Source organism: Streptomyces sp. NPDC050211, assembly GCF_040656035.1.
Lineage (GTDB): Bacteria > Actinomycetota > Actinomycetes > Streptomycetales > Streptomycetaceae > Streptomyces.
Genome location: NZ_JBFALC010000007.1, coordinates 228,341 through 243,800 on the forward strand (window position 1 = coordinate 228,341; position 15,460 = coordinate 243,800).

At 72.4% G+C, this 15,460-nt stretch carries 14 protein-coding genes; 7 read left to right on the forward strand and 7 right to left on the reverse strand.

Going from position 1 to position 15,460, the window contains the following annotated elements; genetic code table 11:
- Nucleotides 1-3 precede the first annotated feature (3 nt).
- The 4 genes from AB0I98_RS10515 to AB0I98_RS10530 form a co-directional block, all read right to left on the reverse strand.
- A complete protein-coding gene (locus AB0I98_RS10515) occupies nt 4-987 on the reverse strand; it encodes a hypothetical protein (RefSeq protein WP_362938307.1) in 984 nt (327 codons plus the stop codon).
- Nucleotides 988-1,280: 293 nt separating this feature from the next.
- Nucleotides 1,281-2,744 carry a cellulose binding domain-containing protein gene (locus tag AB0I98_RS10520; RefSeq protein ID WP_362938310.1) on the reverse strand — a complete coding sequence of 488 codons (1,464 nt, stop codon included), beginning with the start codon at nt 2,742-2,744 and terminating at the stop codon, nt 1,281-1,283.
- Nucleotides 2,745-2,969: 225 nt separating this feature from the next.
- Nucleotides 2,970-4,349: a HAMP domain-containing sensor histidine kinase gene (locus AB0I98_RS10525; protein WP_362938313.1), complete on the reverse strand. Its 1,380-nt coding sequence runs from the start codon at nt 4,347-4,349 to the stop codon at nt 2,970-2,972.
- Complete coding sequence (locus AB0I98_RS10530; RefSeq protein WP_301981285.1) at nt 4,346-5,044, reverse strand: response regulator transcription factor; 699 nt, start codon at nt 5,042-5,044, stop codon at nt 4,346-4,348. Before AB0I98_RS10530 ends, AB0I98_RS10525 begins: the two co-directional genes overlap by 4 nt.
- Nucleotides 5,045-5,154: 110 nt before the next feature.
- Here AB0I98_RS10530 and AB0I98_RS10535 point away from each other — a divergent pair, with 110 nt between their 5' ends.
- Nucleotides 5,155-5,661: a hypothetical protein gene (locus AB0I98_RS10535; RefSeq protein WP_362938316.1), complete on the forward strand. Its 507-nt coding sequence runs from the start codon at nt 5,155-5,157 to the stop codon at nt 5,659-5,661.
- A 95-nt stretch (nt 5,662-5,756) separates the two neighbouring features.
- Here AB0I98_RS10535 and AB0I98_RS10540 read toward each other — a convergent pair whose 3' ends face one another.
- Both AB0I98_RS10540 and AB0I98_RS10545 read right to left on the reverse strand, forming a co-directional pair.
- The gene (locus AB0I98_RS10540; RefSeq protein ID WP_362938319.1) at nt 5,757-6,626 is read right to left on the reverse strand and encodes a fused MFS/spermidine synthase; all 870 of its coding nucleotides are present in this window, start codon (nt 6,624-6,626) and stop codon (nt 5,757-5,759) included.
- 303 nt (nt 6,627-6,929) lie between these two features.
- On the reverse strand, nt 6,930-7,412 hold the full coding sequence (locus AB0I98_RS10545; protein WP_362938322.1) for a hypothetical protein: 483 nt from the start codon (nt 7,410-7,412) through the stop codon (nt 6,930-6,932).
- 272 nt (nt 7,413-7,684) lie between these two features.
- Here AB0I98_RS10545 and AB0I98_RS10550 point away from each other — a divergent pair, with 272 nt between their 5' ends.
- Nucleotides 7,685-9,124 (forward strand): tetratricopeptide repeat protein, encoded by a 1,440-nt coding sequence (locus AB0I98_RS10550; protein ID WP_362938325.1) that lies wholly within the window; start codon nt 7,685-7,687, stop codon nt 9,122-9,124.
- 15 nt (nt 9,125-9,139) lie between these two features.
- Here AB0I98_RS10550 and AB0I98_RS10555 read toward each other — a convergent pair whose 3' ends face one another.
- Nucleotides 9,140-9,736, reverse strand: coding sequence for a histidine phosphatase family protein (locus AB0I98_RS10555; RefSeq protein ID WP_362938328.1), 597 nt, complete (start codon nt 9,734-9,736; stop codon nt 9,140-9,142).
- 199 nt (nt 9,737-9,935) lie between these two features.
- On the opposite strand from AB0I98_RS10555, the gene AB0I98_RS10560 reads away from it, so the two are divergent.
- The 5 genes from AB0I98_RS10560 (at nt 9,936) to AB0I98_RS10580 (ending at nt 15,374) form a co-directional block, all read left to right on the forward strand.
- Nucleotides 9,936-10,889, forward strand: a complete 954-nt coding sequence (locus AB0I98_RS10560) for a phosphatase PAP2 family protein (RefSeq protein ID WP_362938360.1) — start codon at nt 9,936-9,938, stop codon at nt 10,887-10,889.
- Nucleotides 10,840-11,976, forward strand: coding sequence for a hypothetical protein (locus tag AB0I98_RS10565; RefSeq protein ID WP_362938331.1), 1,137 nt, complete (start codon nt 10,840-10,842; stop codon nt 11,974-11,976). The genes AB0I98_RS10560 and AB0I98_RS10565 overlap by 50 nt, the downstream gene beginning before the upstream one ends.
- Nucleotides 11,967-13,556: a hypothetical protein gene (locus AB0I98_RS10570; RefSeq protein WP_362938334.1), complete on the forward strand. Its 1,590-nt coding sequence runs from the start codon at nt 11,967-11,969 to the stop codon at nt 13,554-13,556. Before AB0I98_RS10565 ends, AB0I98_RS10570 begins: the two co-directional genes overlap by 10 nt.
- Nucleotides 13,553-14,893 carry an AAA domain-containing protein gene (locus AB0I98_RS10575; RefSeq protein WP_362938336.1) on the forward strand — a complete coding sequence of 447 codons (1,341 nt, stop codon included), beginning with the start codon at nt 13,553-13,555 and terminating at the stop codon, nt 14,891-14,893. The genes AB0I98_RS10570 and AB0I98_RS10575 overlap by 4 nt, the downstream gene beginning before the upstream one ends.
- 109 nt (nt 14,894-15,002) lie before the next feature.
- Nucleotides 15,003-15,374 carry a hypothetical protein gene (locus AB0I98_RS10580; RefSeq protein ID WP_210576758.1) on the forward strand — a complete coding sequence of 124 codons (372 nt, stop codon included), beginning with the start codon at nt 15,003-15,005 and terminating at the stop codon, nt 15,372-15,374.
- Nucleotides 15,375-15,460 lie beyond the last annotated feature (86 nt).

A 15,460-nucleotide genomic window follows, 5' to 3' on the forward strand; every position in this document is an offset into this window, starting at 1 on the left:
GGCTCAGCACGCAGTCGTGACGACCGTCTCCGGATCGCCGGTCAGTGCCGTTGCGGTGACCCAGCCCGTCTCGCCGTTCGTACGGAGCAGCTTGATCCAGATGTCGCTGGTCCTGCCGTGCGCGGTGACCTCTTCACCGCGCTGGGCGCACAGGGCGTCGTAGTCGAAGCCCGCGTCGATGTTGCTCACCTCGATGCCGGTGCGGCTGGGGTCCGAGCGCACGGGGGCGTAGGCCGCGCCGTGGACGGTCGTGGTGCCGGGGGGCGGGGAGTCCGTGGGCGCGGTGGGGGCGGTCTCTGTCGGCGGCGGAGAGGTGGCGGTGTCCGTCGGGGACGGCTCCTGGGGAGTGGCCGCCACATGGACCGTGGCCGCCTGCGCTCGACTCGCCGTGACCTTGTCGCCGGGGCCCGGCGCCCCGTCGTCGACCGGCGGCAGCTGCACCTTGCCCTCCGGGCCGGTCGTGGGGATCTCGACGCGTACCACCGTCCCGTCCTCCGGCTCGGTCACCTCCTCGACGGCGTACTGCACCTCCAGGCAGGCGGCGGACAGCTCGGCCACGGTGTCCGCGACGGCGTCCCCGGCCGACACCTCCGGCAGCTCCAGCTCGACGCTCCCGGAGTCGCCGCACGCGGACGCCGAGGCGCTGGGCACCGGCGTGTCCTGCGGGGTGTCGGAGATCGTCAGCTCGGTGGTCTCGCCCGGCTCGGCGTCCGTGGCGTCGATACGGAGCGTGCCGCCCTGCGCGGGCGCGAGTTCCTGGCCGTCGAGGGCCGGCTCGACCCTGCGGTCCGTCTTGATCTGATATCCGGCTTCGACGAGCCCGCGTTCCGGGTCCAGGTAGCGGAAGACCGCGGTGAGAAATCCCTTGGGATTGATGTCGAACTGGTGCTCCACCCCCGTTTCCACCGAGAAAATCCCGATCGGCGTCACGAAGTTCTTCGCCACCGAAACGGTGATCTTTCCGGAGGCGTCGAGCGTGAATGTCACCGGAGCGAACGTCGGGGTGAAGGAAGCGGAGGAATTCCCACAACCCGCCGCACCCACCAGGGCCAGCGTCAACACACCGGCAACGGGCAGACAGAGCAGCCGCGATCGTACCGAGCCCATAGCTCCCCCGATTCCCCCGGGTGCGCACGACGTGAGCGGGTCGTGCGCACCAATCGGAGTGGCATCGTAGCGGCGCGAATAGCGGTTGCGCCACGCAATTAACCGAAAGGGAAAGGGAGTTGGCGGTATTCGGCACACGTTTCACGCTGTGCGCATTCCGCCCCACACAGAACTCAGTTGTATGCCCCGAACGCCTTCGAGAACGCGTGCTCGTCCTGGATGATCGAGCTGCAGGTCGCGTCGGCGGCGGGCTTGGTGCCGCCCGGGCACTGCTTGTCGCGGGTCGCGGACCACATGGACAGCCAGCCGAGGCCCTTGGACTTGGCGAAGTTCACCAGCTGGGTGGCGTCGTCGACCTTGAAGATCTCGGTCACGACGTCGTTGACGCCGATCATCGGGGTGACGGCGACCGTCTTCCAGGCGGCGCTGTCGGAGAGCCCGAGGACGCTCTTGACCTGGGCCTGGGTGGCGGTGGCGGCCTGCTCGGCGTAGGTGCCCATGTCGTCGCTGTACGCCGGGCCGTAGTCCATCGCCATGATGTTGACCGTGTTGATGTCGACGCCGTTCTGCTTGGCGTCGGACAGGAGGTCGACGCCCGGCTGGGTCAGGCCCTCGGGCATCACCGGGAGGGTGAAGGAGACGTCCAGGTCGGGGTGGGCCTGCTGGAGCTTGGCGATGGCCTGGGCGCGGCGCGTGTTCGCCGCCTTGTCCGGCAGCGCGCCGCCCTCCACGTCGAAGTCGACCTTGGTGAGCTTGTACGCGTCCACGACCTTGCCGTACGCCGTCGCCAGCGCGTCCGCCGACGAGCAGGTCGTGGCCAGCTCGGAGCCCGCCGCGCCGCCGAAGGAGACCCGGACGTCGCCGCCCTTGGCCCGCAGGTCGCCGATCTGCGCGGCCACCGCGTCGCTCGCCAGGTCGCTCACGCCGCCCCACTTGGGTGTGCAGCCGCCGCCGTCGGTGATGAAGGCGAGGTTGTAGTCCTTCACACCGGTGGCCTCGGCGGTGCCGACCAGGTCGAAGGCCGGGTAGAGGGACGTGTCCACGTACGGGGCGAAACCGGAGCCGGCGGTGGTGCCGTCGCCGGTGCTCTGCGACGGGGAGGGGGAGGCTGTGGCGGTGGCGGTCTGGGTGGGCTTGGCCGTCGGGGTCGGGCTCTGGGTAGGGGTTGAGGTCTGCGTCGGGCGTCCGGTCGGCTCGGGTGTGGCGCCGTCGTCGGCGGAGCACTTCGCGCCGTCGACGAGGCAGCCGGTCGGGGCGCCGGTGCCGTTGACGACGAAGCCGACGGTGACGGACTCGCCGGGCGCCAGGCCGTCCTTGTCCCAGGCCGGCGGCCTCACGGTGACGCGCTGACCGCTCACGCTCGACTCGGCGTTCCACAGCGAGCTGAGCCTGCTGCCGGACGGCAGGTCGAACTCCAGCACCCAGTCGCTCTTCGCCTCGCCGCTGTTGTTCGTGACGACGTACTGCGCGGTGTAGCCCGTCGACCAGTCGCTGGTCTTGGTGTAGGCAGCGCCGACACCGGCCGCCTGCGCGGTCCCGGTGAACAGGACCGCGCCACCGCCGGCCACGGCCGCCGCGACCAGGCCGGCGATCACCTTGTTCCTGCCACTGATCCTGCGCCGGTGCGTGCTGCTCATGCGCGTGCCTGCCTTCGCTGTTCACGGGGGTGGGGGTGCGGCAGCACGCTAGCGATCCGGAATCGGGCAAAGCGCCTGATCCGGACGGGGGTTGGGGATCTTAGGGCTCGCTTAAGGAGGGGATCGGGGAGGGTTAAAGGTCGAGACCAATCCGGCCCCAAAGTCCGAGGCCAACCCGCCTTAAAGGGCCGAGCCCAAACCGCCCCCATGGGCGTCGGCGAACGCTCACTTCACGGAAGCCGACCGCCTCCGCCGCCGTACCGTCCGCCCCCGATGCCCCCTGCGCTCCGGTGCCCGCCCGTCCAGCTGGATCCAGATCCGCACCTCTGTGCCGCCGAGCACCGAGGAGCCGATGCGCACGTCGCCGCCCGTCGACTCCGCGAGGCGTCGCACGATGTCCAGCCCGAGGCCGGTCGAGCCGGCGCTTCCCGAGCCGCGACCGCGGGCCATCGCGGCCTCGGGGTCGGTGATGCCGGGGCCCGCGTCGGAGACGAGCACGATCACCGCGTCCTCGCCGTTGTGCACGTCGACGGCGAAGGCCGTGCCCTCGGGGGTGTGCCGGAAGACATTGCCGAGCAAAGCGTCCAGCGCGGCCGCCAGATCCGCCCGGGCCACGGGTATCCGCACCGGCCGGTCGACCCCGGCCACCCGCACCTTGCGCCCCTCGTCCTCGGCGAGCGCCGACCAGAACCCCATCCGCTCCCGCACCACCTCGGCCGCGTCGCACCCGGCCCCGGCACCGGGCGCAGCGGTCTGCGGCTTGGCCTCCCGCGCCGTCTGGATGATGGTGTCCACCTCCCGCTCCAGCTGCGCGACCGCGGCCCGTGTCTGCTCGGCGGCGGGCCCGTCCCCCAGCGAGGCGGCGTTGAGCCGCAGCACGGTCAGCGGGGTGCGCAGCCGGTGGGACAGATCGGCCGCCAACTCCCTTTCATTCGCCAGCAGTTGTACGACCTGATCGGCCATGGAGTTGAACGCGACGGCCGCCAGCCGCAGTTCGGTCGGCCCCTCCTCCGGCACCCGGGAGCCCAGCTTCCCCTCCCCCAGTTCATGCGCGCCCTCGACCAGCCGCTGCGCGGGCTGCACCATCCGTACGCCCAGCCGGTCGGCGACCGCGACCGAGCCGACAATGAGCGCGACGCCCACCGCGGCCAGCACGGCCCAGGCGGTGTCGACGCCGTTCGTCACCTCGGACTCGGGGACGTACACCTCGACCACGGCGATCTCACCGGAGCTCAGCGCGACCGGTTGCAGCAGCGTGGACCCGCCGGGCACCTCGGTGGTGGAGGCCCGGCCCAGCTTCCGTACGGTCGCGATGTCCTCGTCGGCGGCGCGCTGCTTGCCCAGGCCGACGGCGGCGGCCCCGTCGGAGGCCGGTATGTGCACGGCCATCCCGGCATCCGAGCCCGCGGAGGCGACGACGCGCTCGAGCTGGTCGCGGTCGGTGGTGATGGACAGCGCCGGGGCGACGGCCGCGGCCTCCCGCTCGGCGTTGGAGAACGCACGGTCCCGGGCCATCTCCTTGATGACGAGGCCCAGCGGCACCGCGAAGGCGACCACGACCATGGCGGTGACCGCCAGCGAGACCTTGACCAGCGCCCACCTCATGGCTCCACCCCTGGTGGCTCCAGCTTCACACCGACCCCGCGCAGGGTGTGCAGATAACGCGGTCGCGCCGCCGTCTCCCCCAGCTTCCGGCGCAGCCACGACAGATGGACGTCGATGGTCTGGTCGTCGCCGTACGACTGCTGCCACACCTCGGCGAGCAGTTCCTTGCGCGGCACGACGACACCGGGCCGCCCGGCCAGGAAGGCGAGCAGGTCGAACTCGCGCCGGGTCAGGTCGAGGCGTACGCCGTCCAGCTCGGCCTGGCGGCGCAGCGGATCCACGGTCAGCCCGCCGACCCGGATCACGGTGGACGGGGGCGCCTCCCCCGCCGCCGCACGGGACCGCCGTAGCACCGCGGCCATCCGGGCGGAGAGATGGTCGACCGAGAACGGCTTGGTCAGGTAGTCGTCCGCGCCCGCGTTCAGCAGCCGGACGATCTCCGTCTCGTCGTCCCGCGCGGTGGCGATGATCACCGGGACATCAGTGATGCCGCGCAGCATCTTCAGCGCCTCGGACCCGTCCAGATCGGGCAGACCGAGGTCGAGAATGACCACGTCGAAACGGAAATGGGCGACCTCGCGCAGCGCCTCGAGCGCGGTGCCGACGCTGCGCACGGTGTGCGCGGCATCGGTCAGATGCCGGATGAGGGCCGAGCGTACGAACTGGTCGTCCTCGACCACGAGCACACTTGCCATGCGCCGCACCGTACGCCATGCGATGGACACCGGTCCGGCGCCTGTGGATAACTCCAGGCGGTGCGCATCCGGGCGACACGGGTGGGACGCGTGAGGCAGTATGGCGCGCGATGCGCAGAGGTCTCATACACGTACTCGCGTGGACGCTCGCCACGGGCGCGGCGGTCACGCTGTCGTGGTGGGGTGTCCACACGGTGATGGCGGGCACGGCATACGACCCGCCGCGCGCCCTCCCCATCACGTCCGGCGACGCGACCACGCAGGAGTCGAAACCGCTGTCCTCCTCGACGGCGCGGGCGACTCCGTCGAGCGAGCCGCCGTCGACGCCGAAGCCGCGTGCGACGCCCTCGGCTTCGGCGTCGACGCAAGCCCCCAGCCCCTCTCCTACCGCCTCCGGCCGGGTCAAGAGCTACGACACCGAGGGTGGGCGCGCGGTGTTCGATCTGGGTGAGAGCTCGGCGACGCTGGTGTCGGCTTCGCCGGCCGCCGGGTGGTCGATGCAGGTGTGGAAGACGGAGACGTGGATTCGGGTGGAGTTCGCGAAGGGGGCGGATCGGGTGTCGGTGTTCTGTACTTGGCACGACAGTGCGCCTCGGGTTGAGATCGGGACGTATTAGCTCCGCTGGTTGGTTGTTTGTCGTCTGCGGGTTCGTGGGGGCTTGTCGCGCAGTTCCCCGCGCCCCTTTCGGGGCGCTGATGCACCCCGGCGTTTTTAGCGGAAGACCGATGGTGGGGGTGCTGGGGACGCTACCGCCACTGCGTCCGTCACCGGTGTGGCTCCGCCGGTGAAATCGGTGAGGGGTTTGCCGTGTTCGACTCGGGCCGGGTGGGGGTCGGAGGCGGCTCGGCGGGTTAGTTCGGGGATGGGGAGCGGGTGGTCGGAGGCGACCAGCACCGCGTTGCCGAACCGCTTTCCCCGCAGCACCGTCGGGTCGGCCACTAGTGCCAGCTCTGCGAAACGGGCGGACGCGGTGGCGATCTGGCCCCGGAGGTGGGTCAGCGGTGGGCCGTCCGCGAGGTTGGCGGCGTACCAGCCGCCCGGTCTGAGCGCCCGGCGCACCTCGTCGAGGAATTCCGTCGAGGTGAGGTGGGCGGGCGTGCGGGCCCCGCTGTACACATCGGCCACGATCAGGTCGGCCCATCCGTCGGGCACCTTGGCCAGCCCCTCCCGCGCATCCACGGACCGCACCCGGATACGGGCCCCCGGCTCCAACGGCAGTTGCTTGCGCACCAGTTGTACGAGGGTGGCGTCCCGCTCGACGACCTGCTGGGTCGACCGGGGCCGGGTGGCCGCGACATAGCGGGCCAGCGTCAGCGCCCCACCGCCGAGATGCACGACGTGAACGGGGCTGCCGGGCGCGGCGACGAGATCGACGACGTGACCGAGCCGCCGCTGGTACTCGAAGGAGAGATGGGCGGGGTCGTCCAGGTCCACATACGACTGCGGCGCCCCGTCGATGAGCAACGTCCAGCCCCGGCTGCGATCCCGATCAGGTATGAGCTCGGCCAGCCCCCCATCCACAGCCTCAACGACAGCCGCCTCACCCGCACCCCGCCGCCGCAAGCTCCTGGACTTTCCCATTGACCCATTATCGAGGCAGCCACCCCCACCAGCCTGCGGACGACCCCACCCAAGCCGCGGGCGCCCGATGCCCGCCCCACCCGCCCAAGCTGCGGGCCACCAATACCCGCCCCGCCCAGCCTGCGGACGACCGCCGCCCGCCCCGTCCAAGCCGCGGGCAACCGCCGCCCGCCACCCCGCTCAAGCTGCGGGCAGTCGTGCCGCCTGGGGCGGCACGGGTGGGCGCAGGCGGCACCCCGTCAGCGCCGGGCTGCGCGAACGCCCCCCGCCCAGCCCCCACCGACGGTCACGTCACACCGCACGTCACCGACAGTTGTCCGCCGCCTCGATCAACCGAGCCGCCTCCCCCAGCGCCGCCCGCAGCACTGCCGGATCCGTCGCCAGGTCGGCCTCCCCCGGCGGCAGCAGCCAGTCCGACCCCTCCACCGGCGGCTCGGGGTTCACGTTCACACACGGCCCCCGCCCATCCGTCTCCGTACACGTACTCCCCGGAACATCCCACCCCGCCGCAGTCCCGGCCGGCACCACGAAGCCCAACGTGTCGCAGCCGTCGTCGTGCAGCACCGGCCCCACCGAGTCCCCGGCCCCCCGCCGCAGGATGTCGACCGCCTCCAGCCCCTGCCGAGCGGGCACGGTCACCAGGTCGCACCCGTCCGCATCGGCGGCGAACGGCGTCGCGCTGCTCTCGGGCGTCGGCGCATGCCCCGCCATCGTCACCGCGGCACTCGGCACACACGGCATACACGCTTCGACTCTCTGGCTGGTCTCCATCCCGGCCTCCACCACGGAACCCCTCCTAGGACGAGCGGGTCGGGAGTCGGGCGGCTCCCGGTCCACAGAGTCCAACGCGTCGCCGCGTCAACGGCTACGCGAGAAGTCAGCCGCAAAGGATGGCAGTTCATGGCAGATCACGGATGAGATATCCGGTTTGTAGCCAAACACTGCGTGGTGGCTCCGACACAGCAGGTACGTTCTTGCCCGCCGGACACAGGGGTGCCTCACGGACAACCAGCCCTATATCCGGCATGGTTCGACGGTTCGCACGAGAGGACCCGGCCATGGCGTCGTCAAAGGTGACCTCGTCTCAGTCTCCCCGGCCACCGCGGCCGAATCTCGCGTTCCGGCAGTTGCGCGCCCAGCGCTCGCCGGCCGAGTTCGCCGCGGCGATCCGGCGAGCCGCCCGCGAGATCGGTGAGCGGGTCAGCTGTGACGCGCGCTACATCGGTCGGGTCGAGGCGGGTGAGATCCGCTGCCCCAACTACGCGTACGAGCGGGTGTTCCTGCACATGTTCCCCGGCCGCACGCTCACCGACCTGGGCTTCGCGCCCCGCGCATCCGTACGCGGACGCGGGGCGCGAAACCCCGAGGACGCTCCCCCCTTGCACACCACAAGCCCGGCGTACGAACCCGGTGAGACGGAGGGGGCGTACGAGCCGTATGACCCGCAGAACCCCTACGAGACGCACGAGAACCACGAGGAGAGCGACGTGCTACGTCGCGCATTCATGACCGGCGGTGGCGCCACGGTGGCCGCCGCCCTGGGCCCCATCGGGCTCGCCGCCGACGCATCGGCCGCACAGCGCCCGGCTCGCCGCTCCGGAGCGGGCGAGGCGGATGCCCTGGAGGAAGCCGTCCGCAGAATCCGGCTGCTCGACGACCGGCACGGCGCGGACGGCCTCTACCAGCGCGCGGCGGCCCCACTGCGCGCCGCGTACGCGCTGCTCGACGCCGGGGCGACCCGGCAGACGACCGCCGACCGCCTGCACTCCGGCGCCGGTGAGCTGGCCATCTCGGTGGGCTGGCTGGCCCATGACTCGGGCCGGTTCGACGACGCGCGCTCGCACTACGCGGAGGCGCTCGCGACCGCCCGGATGTCCGGCGACTCCGGCCTCGAGGCGCACGCCTTCTGCAACACGGCGTTCCTCGCACGGGACGCGGGACGGCCGCGGGAGGCGTTGCGCGCCGCGCAGGCCGCGCAACGCGTCGCACGTCCCCTGGGCTCCGCCCGCCTGATGTCGCTGCTCGCACTGCGTGAGGCGGGCGGCTGGGCGGGGCTCGCCGACCGCACCGGCTGCGAGCAGGCACTGGCCCGCGCCCAGGCCCTGTACGACCGCGGCCCCTCGGAGGACGACCCCGAGTGGATGAGCTTCTACGGAGAGGCCGAACTGGAGGGTCTGGAGGCGCAGTGCTGGTCCACCCTGGGCGACTGGCCCCGCGCGGCCCGCCACGCCCGGCGCGCGGCCCAGCTCCAGGACCCGCACTTCACCCGCAACATCGCCCTGTACACCGCCGAACTGGCCGACGACCTCGCCCGCGGCGGCCACCCCGACGAAGCGGCCCTGGCCGGCATGCGCGTCCTGGATCTCCTCAACGAGGTCCAGTCGTCCCGCATCCAGACCATGCTGGCGGGAACCGCGCGCGTGCTGCTCCCGCACCGCCGCGCCTCGGACGTGTCGGCCTTCCTGGAGCGCCACGCGTCGCTCCCGCGTACGGCATGAGCAGCCCCGTAGGCCCTACCCGCCCAGGTGCCCCAGGTCGTTCCAGCTCTCGATCGCCGGCTCGCCGTACGCCCACCCGAGCACCGACAGCGACGTGGGATTGAGCCGTATCCGAGCCGCGAAATCGAGCGGCAGGCCCAGCCATCGCGCGCCGATGGACCGCAGGATGTGCCCGTGGGCGAAGACCAGCACATCCCGGTCCGCCGCCCGCGCCCAGGCGACGACCTCGTCCGCACGGGCCGTCACCTCGGCGAGGCTCTCCCCGTCGGGCACCCCGTCGCGCCAGATCAGCCAGCCGGGCCGACCGGACTGGATCTCGTCGGGCGTCATGCCCTCGTACGCGCCGTAGTCCCACTCCATGAGCACGTCCCAGGCACGCGCGCGTTCCCCGAACCCGGCCAGTTCGCATGTCTCACGCGCGCGTGCCAGGGGGCTGGTGCGCACCTCGACGCCGGGGAGACCGTCGTACGGTGCCCGGTGCAGCCGCTCGCCGAGCAGTTTGGCGCCGCTGCGGCCCTCCTCGAGCAGAGGGACGTCGGTCCTGCCGGTGTGTCTACCGGACAGCGACCACGCCGTCTGTCCGTGCCTGGCCAGCAGGATGCGCGGTGCCATGGAAGACCTTTCCAGAGGGATTCCATGAGGAATCGAGTGGGACCCCTTCATCATCGCCTACGGCGTGCAGGGGCAACCCGCCGGGCGATCTCTGCGTCTATCAGGGCCGGGGGCGCCCCTCGGGGGCTCGCGCATACACCGTAAAGTGGCACGTCCGGAGCGCCGGGGGCCGCGCGACGAGAAGGGGGAGGGCGATCGGATGCCGCACGCCGAGACACTGGGCACCGAGGCAGCCCCACGGACCCGGCCGCGCTGGTGGACCGAACTGCCGCTGATCCTGCTGGTGTACGCCTGCTACTCCGCCGGCCGGCTGCTCGTCGGGGGCGATGTCTCCAGGGCTGTCGACCACGGCCTGGCGATCCTGAAGATCGAGAAGGTCCTCCATCTCAACGCGGAGCATCCGCTCAACCGCCTGTTCACCCGCGAGCCCTGGATCGGCGTCCCGGCCGACTTCTGGTACGCGTCGCTGCACTACGCCGTCACGCCCGCGATCTTGATCTGGCTCTTCCGGTCCCGTTCCCGGCACTACCGGGCCGCCCGCACCTGGCTGATGACGTCCACCTTCATCGGCCTGATCGGCTTCACGCTGATGCCGACCTGCCCGCCCCGTCTGCTCGACGCGAGCCACGGCTTCATCGACACGATGGCGCAGTACAGCTCGTACGGCTGGTGGGGCGGCGACGCGAGCGCGCCGAAGGGGCTGGGCGGCCTGACCAACCAGTACGCGGCGATGCCGAGTCTGCACTGCGGCTGGGCGCTGTGGTGCGGCGTGATCCTCTGGCGGTACGGCGGGACGCGTCTGACCAAGGTCGCCGCCGTCGTCTACCCGCTGGTGACGACGATCGTGGTGATGGGCACCGCGAACCACTACTTCCTCGACGCGGTCGCGGGTGCGGCCGTGATGGGCGCCGGGTTCCTGCTGACGCCGTATGTGCTGCGGGTCGCCGACCTGGTCCGGACGCGGCTGGTGGCGCGGGTCGTGTCCGGCGCAGCGGGCACTGTCGACGCACCGGCCTCAATTGTCAGTGGCGGATGCCAGACTTCCCCGGGTGAGCACATTCCACGGCAGCGCGAGTCCCGGTTCGGATCCGGAGCCGAGCCGAGTGCCGCCCCCCAGGACGCGGGGGACAGCACTCCGGCACCGGCTCGCTGAGCTGCGCGGCCCCGACGTACCGGCCAAGGCACTGGACGCCCGTGCCCTGGCCGCACTCGCCGCCAACCCGGGCTGCAAGCGGCGCGCGATCCTCGACGGCGCCGGGGTGGACAAGGCGGCGCTGGCGAGCGCGCTGGGCGCCCCGTCGGCCTTCGGGCAGTCGCAGTTCGCGTTCGTCCGGGGCAACGCGTTCGAGGCGAAGGTCAAGGCCGACGGCGGTGCGGAGCTGCTGCGGCTGGTGCACGAGAAGCTGGACCGCAGCGCCGAGCCGCCCGCACGCGCGCACGTGCCCGACCTGTCCGCGATCGGCCCCGAGGGGCGGTCCGCGCGTACGGCGCTGGCGCTGCGCGAGGCCGTGGAAGCCGGTGACTGGACGCTGCTCGACCATCCGATGCTCGCCCTCGACGTCGCCGGGTCGCCCGCCTTCCTGGAGCCGGACGCGGTGGTCGTGCACCCCGATGGCAGCTGGACGGTCGTGGAGATCAAGTCCTTCCCGATGCTGGACGGCTCGGCGGACCCGGCGAAGGTGGGCGCGGCAGCCCGCCAGGCCGCGGTGTACGTCCTGGCACTGGAGCAGGTCGCGGCCCGCCTCACCCCCACCCCGCGCGTACGCCATCGGGTGCTGCTGGTCTGCCCGAAGGACTTCTCCAACCTGCCCACGGCGTCCGCCGTCGACGTACGCAAGCAGCGCGCGGTGACCGGCCGCCAGCTGGCCCGGCTCACCCGCATCCAGGACATCGCCGACGCGCTCCCGGAGAACACCTGCTTCTCCCCCGAGTTGCCCGCCGCCGAGCTGACCGCGGCCGTCGAGTCGGTTCCGGCGACCTACGCGCCCGAGTGCCTGTCCGCCTGCGAGCTGGCCTTCCACTGCCGTGACCGCTCCCGCGCGGCCGGCGCGGTGACCTCCCTCGGCCGCTCGGTGCGGGCCGAGCTGGGCGGGCTGACGACGGTCGGGGACGTGCTCGCGGCGGCCCGCGGCGAGGCCGGAGACCCGGACGACCCGGCGGTGGCGGCGCTGCGCCGGGCGGCGGAGCTACGGGCCGAGGCGCTCGACCGGCGTGCGGGGGAGGCCGCTCCGTGTCGCTGATCTCCACTCTCGCCCGCCTCGAAGCCGTCGCCACCGGTCACGCCCAGCCCGCCGCCACGGTCCGGCACCGGCATCTGTCCGACCACCCCCTGGTCTTCGTGCCGCTCACCACCGCCGGTGAGGCCGGCGCCCCGCTCGGCGCGCTGGTGGGCACCGACCAGGACGCGCCGCGCCTCCTGGTCGTACCGCAGCCACGCGACCGCGACCTCAGATTCGCGTTCCTGGCGGAGCTGGCGGATGTCGTGCTGCCGTATGTCGACGGGTACGCCGAAGCGGTCGAGGCCGCCGAGCGCTCCGAGACGGACCCCGAGACCGGCAAGCGGGTCAAGGTCGAGGTCGAACTGTGCGCGGACGCCCCGCAGTTGATCGTCCCGAGCCGCGCGGGCGTCGATTTCGTACGACTGCTGGGACGCTCCATGCGCTTTCGGCGCACGGCGGTGCAGGACCCGGAGACCCCGTATCCGGCGCCGCCCCGGGTCCCGCTGCTGGGCCGGTGGCTGACCCACTTCGGGGAGCGGGCCCGCGTGCCCGGCTCCTCGCTGCTGCTGGCCATGACGGACGTGCTGGCCCGGCACTGGGCGACCGGCCAGTCCAGCCTCGAGGACCAGCACCTCGGCGCGCTGCTCGCGTGGATCGACCCCCCGGAGGGTGAGTCGGGAGCCGAGGCCGCGCTGCGGGCCGAGCTGGCGCGGGACCGGCAGGGCCAGCTGCTGTGCCCGCCCGCCGGTCCGGCCACCGACCCGGCCTTCGACAACAGGCTGCTCGCGCCCGCCATCGAGCGTTACAACGGCGCACGCACCGCCCTCGCCGCTGCCGAGGACGGCCTGGAGGCGGACAACCGGCTCGGTGAACTCACCGCCGCCGAGCGGGAGATCCGCGACCTGGTGCTGAGCCGTACGCTGCCCACCTGGCAGAAGGTCTGGCAGGGCCTCGACCTGCTGCGGGCCCTGCCCACCGGCGCGCACATCGAGGAGCGGTGGACCCGCGACCGCTGGTCCTTCACCGCCCATCGCGACCGGATCGTGGCCGGCGAGCCCCCGCAGCCGCGCCGCGACGACGCGGTCACCGCGGCCAACAAGCTCGCCGCGCGCGAGCGGGAGCAGGCCCGTCTGGAGGCCCAGGAGGCGCTCGACGACCCGCTGGTGATGGCCGGGCGGCGGCTGTCCGGAGAGGCGTTCGCGGGCGAGATCACGGATGTCGTCATGGCGTACAGCGAGAGCAAGCGCCCCAGCCCGCGCCCGCTGATCACGGTCCGCACCGGCGACCGGCCGCATCTCGGCGAGCGGGTCAGGGTGTACCGGTCGCTGGGCGGGAAGCCGCAGGCGGCGGAGTTCGTCGAGCGCGCGGGGGACGATCTGATCGTGCTGCGGATCGTCGACAAGATGGGCCGTGGCAAGGTGCCGGAGGAAGGTTCGGTGCCGGACAAGGGCGACGCGGTCTGCTTCACGCTCTTCGAGCACGAACAGCGGGGCGGCGCCAAGCTGCCCGACCCCGAGCAGACCCCGTGGACCCATGGCGGGCCGCCCGGCGAGGCGGTCCTCCCCGAGGCCGACCCCATGACCGCGGAGGACGTGCTGTGAAGGCCCAGGCCGCTTTCGACCCGGGTGCGGAGGCCGCCCGCGCCACCGACGCGATCCTCGCCGACACCCTGCACGGCACGCATCGGGGCGTCGTCGTCGACTCCCCGCCCGGCGCCGGCAAGTCCACGCTCGTGGTCCGTGCGGCGCTGGAACTGGCCGATGCCGGGCGCCCCTTGATGGTCGTCGCGCAGACGAACGCCCAGGTCGACGACCTGGTGCTGAGGCTCGCCGAGAAGAACCCCGAGCTGCCGGTCGGCCGGCTGCACAGCAGCGACACCGACCCGTACGACAAGGCGCTGGACGACCTTCCGCAGGTACGGAAGTCCGCGAAGGCGGCCGAGCTGACCGGCCTCCCAGTGGTGGTCTCGACGGCCGCCAAGTGGGCGCACGTCAAGGTTGACGAGCCGTGGCGGCACGCGATCGTCGACGAGGCCTACCAGATGCGCTCGGACGCGCTGCTCGCCGTGGCCGGGCTGTTCGAGCGGGCGCTGTTCGTGGGCGACCCGGGGCAGCTGGATCCGTTCTCGATCGTGGGCAGCGAGCAGTGGGCGGGCCTGTCGTACGACCCGTCCGGCTCCGCCGTGACCACCCTGCTCGCCCACAACCCCGAGCTGCCGCAGCACCGCCTCCCGGTGTCCTGGCGGCTCCCGGCGTCCGCGGCGCCCCTGGTGTCGGACGCCTTCTACCCGTACACGCCGTTCCGCAGTGGCACGGTCCACGGCGACCGGCGGCTGACCTTCGCGGTCCCCTCGGACGGCTCCGGCCCCGACCGGGTGATCGACGAGGCGGCCGCATCGGGCTGGGGCCTGCTGGAACTGCCCGCCCGGCGCACCCCGCGCACCGATCCGGAGGCGGTCCGGGCCGTGGCGACGGTCGTACGACGGCTGCTGGACCGGGGCGGTGCGGCCACGTCGGAGCGGTCGGACGGACCGGCGCCCCTGACCGCCGACCGGATCGCGGTTGGCACGGCACACCGGGACCAGGCGGCGGCGGTACGGGCGGCGCTGGGCGAGCTGGGTGTCCCCGATGTCACCGTGGACACGGCGAACCGGCTTCAGGGGCGGGAGTACGACGTGACAGTGATCCTTCACCCCCTGTCCGGCCGCCCCGACGCGACCGCCTTCCACCTGGAGACCGGACGGCTCTGCGTCCTCACCTCCCGCCACCGGCACGCCTGCATCGTGGTCTGCCGGGCCGGGGTGAGCGACCTGCTGGACGAATATCCGTCGACCGAGCCGGTGCAGCTGGGGACGGTCGTGAAGTTCCCTGACGGCTGGGAGGCGAACCACGCGGTGCTGGCGCATCTGGCCGAGCGGCGGGTGGGGTGGCGGCCGTGATGCCTGTGCCGGTGCCATGTGCCGGAGGCCCACTTGCGGAGGCGCGAGACAATGGACGGTGGCCCGCTCCACAGGCCGGCCGCCCATGACGTACGAGGAGGAGACAGACATGGCGGAGCCCACGCCGCGTCGGAACGAACCGCGGCTACGCCCCGCGCCCCTGCTCTTCGAGCCCGCGCAGGTGGCTGACGATCCGGAGCACTTCTTCGATCTGGAGTCGATCGAGGATCCGCGCGCGTTGCTGGCGCGGGCGACGGAGCTGACGCAGGCGTTTCGGGCGGCGACGGATCGTGCGGTGGAATTTCAGGCGATCGCGGCCGCGCAGTTGGCGGATCCTCGGCGGTTTGATCGGCTGACGGCGGCGGATATCGCTGAGCGGGCCGAGTGGACCGAGGACTACGCGAAGAAGATGGTCGAGTTCGGGCGGGATCTTTTGCGGGGGGTTGCCGGTGATGGGCGGGGAACTGCGGATCCGGTGTGAGTGACGTGAACGCTGGCTGGTGCGGGCCGGGGGTGGGTCGCGCGGCCCGGCGCGGTGGCTGGGGCGGGGTGGGTCGCGCAGCCCGG

What these genes read in the sequence shown, in the direction of transcription:
- AB0I98_RS10520 (WP_362938310.1), bottom strand. Translation starts at nt 2,744, where the DNA reads ATGAGCAGCACGCACCGGCGCAGGATCAGTGGCAGGAACAAGGTGATC.
- AB0I98_RS10525 (WP_362938313.1), bottom strand. Translation starts at nt 4,349, where the DNA reads ATGAGGTGGGCGCTGGTCAAGGTCTCGCTGGCGGTCACCGCCATGGTC.
- AB0I98_RS10530 (WP_301981285.1), bottom strand. Translation starts at nt 5,044, where the DNA reads ATGGCAAGTGTGCTCGTGGTCGAGGACGACCAGTTCGTACGCTCGGCC.
- AB0I98_RS10535 (WP_362938316.1), top strand. Translation starts at nt 5,155, where the DNA reads ATGCGCAGAGGTCTCATACACGTACTCGCGTGGACGCTCGCCACGGGC.
- AB0I98_RS10540 (WP_362938319.1), bottom strand. Translation starts at nt 6,626, where the DNA reads ATGGGAAAGTCCAGGAGCTTGCGGCGGCGGGGTGCGGGTGAGGCGGCT.
- AB0I98_RS10550 (WP_362938325.1), top strand. Translation starts at nt 7,685, where the DNA reads ATGGCGTCGTCAAAGGTGACCTCGTCTCAGTCTCCCCGGCCACCGCGG.
- AB0I98_RS10555 (WP_362938328.1), bottom strand. Translation starts at nt 9,736, where the DNA reads ATGGCACCGCGCATCCTGCTGGCCAGGCACGGACAGACGGCGTGGTCG.
- AB0I98_RS10560 (WP_362938360.1), top strand. Translation starts at nt 9,936, where the DNA reads ATGCCGCACGCCGAGACACTGGGCACCGAGGCAGCCCCACGGACCCGG.
- AB0I98_RS10580 (WP_210576758.1), top strand. Translation starts at nt 15,003, where the DNA reads ATGGCGGAGCCCACGCCGCGTCGGAACGAACCGCGGCTACGCCCCGCG.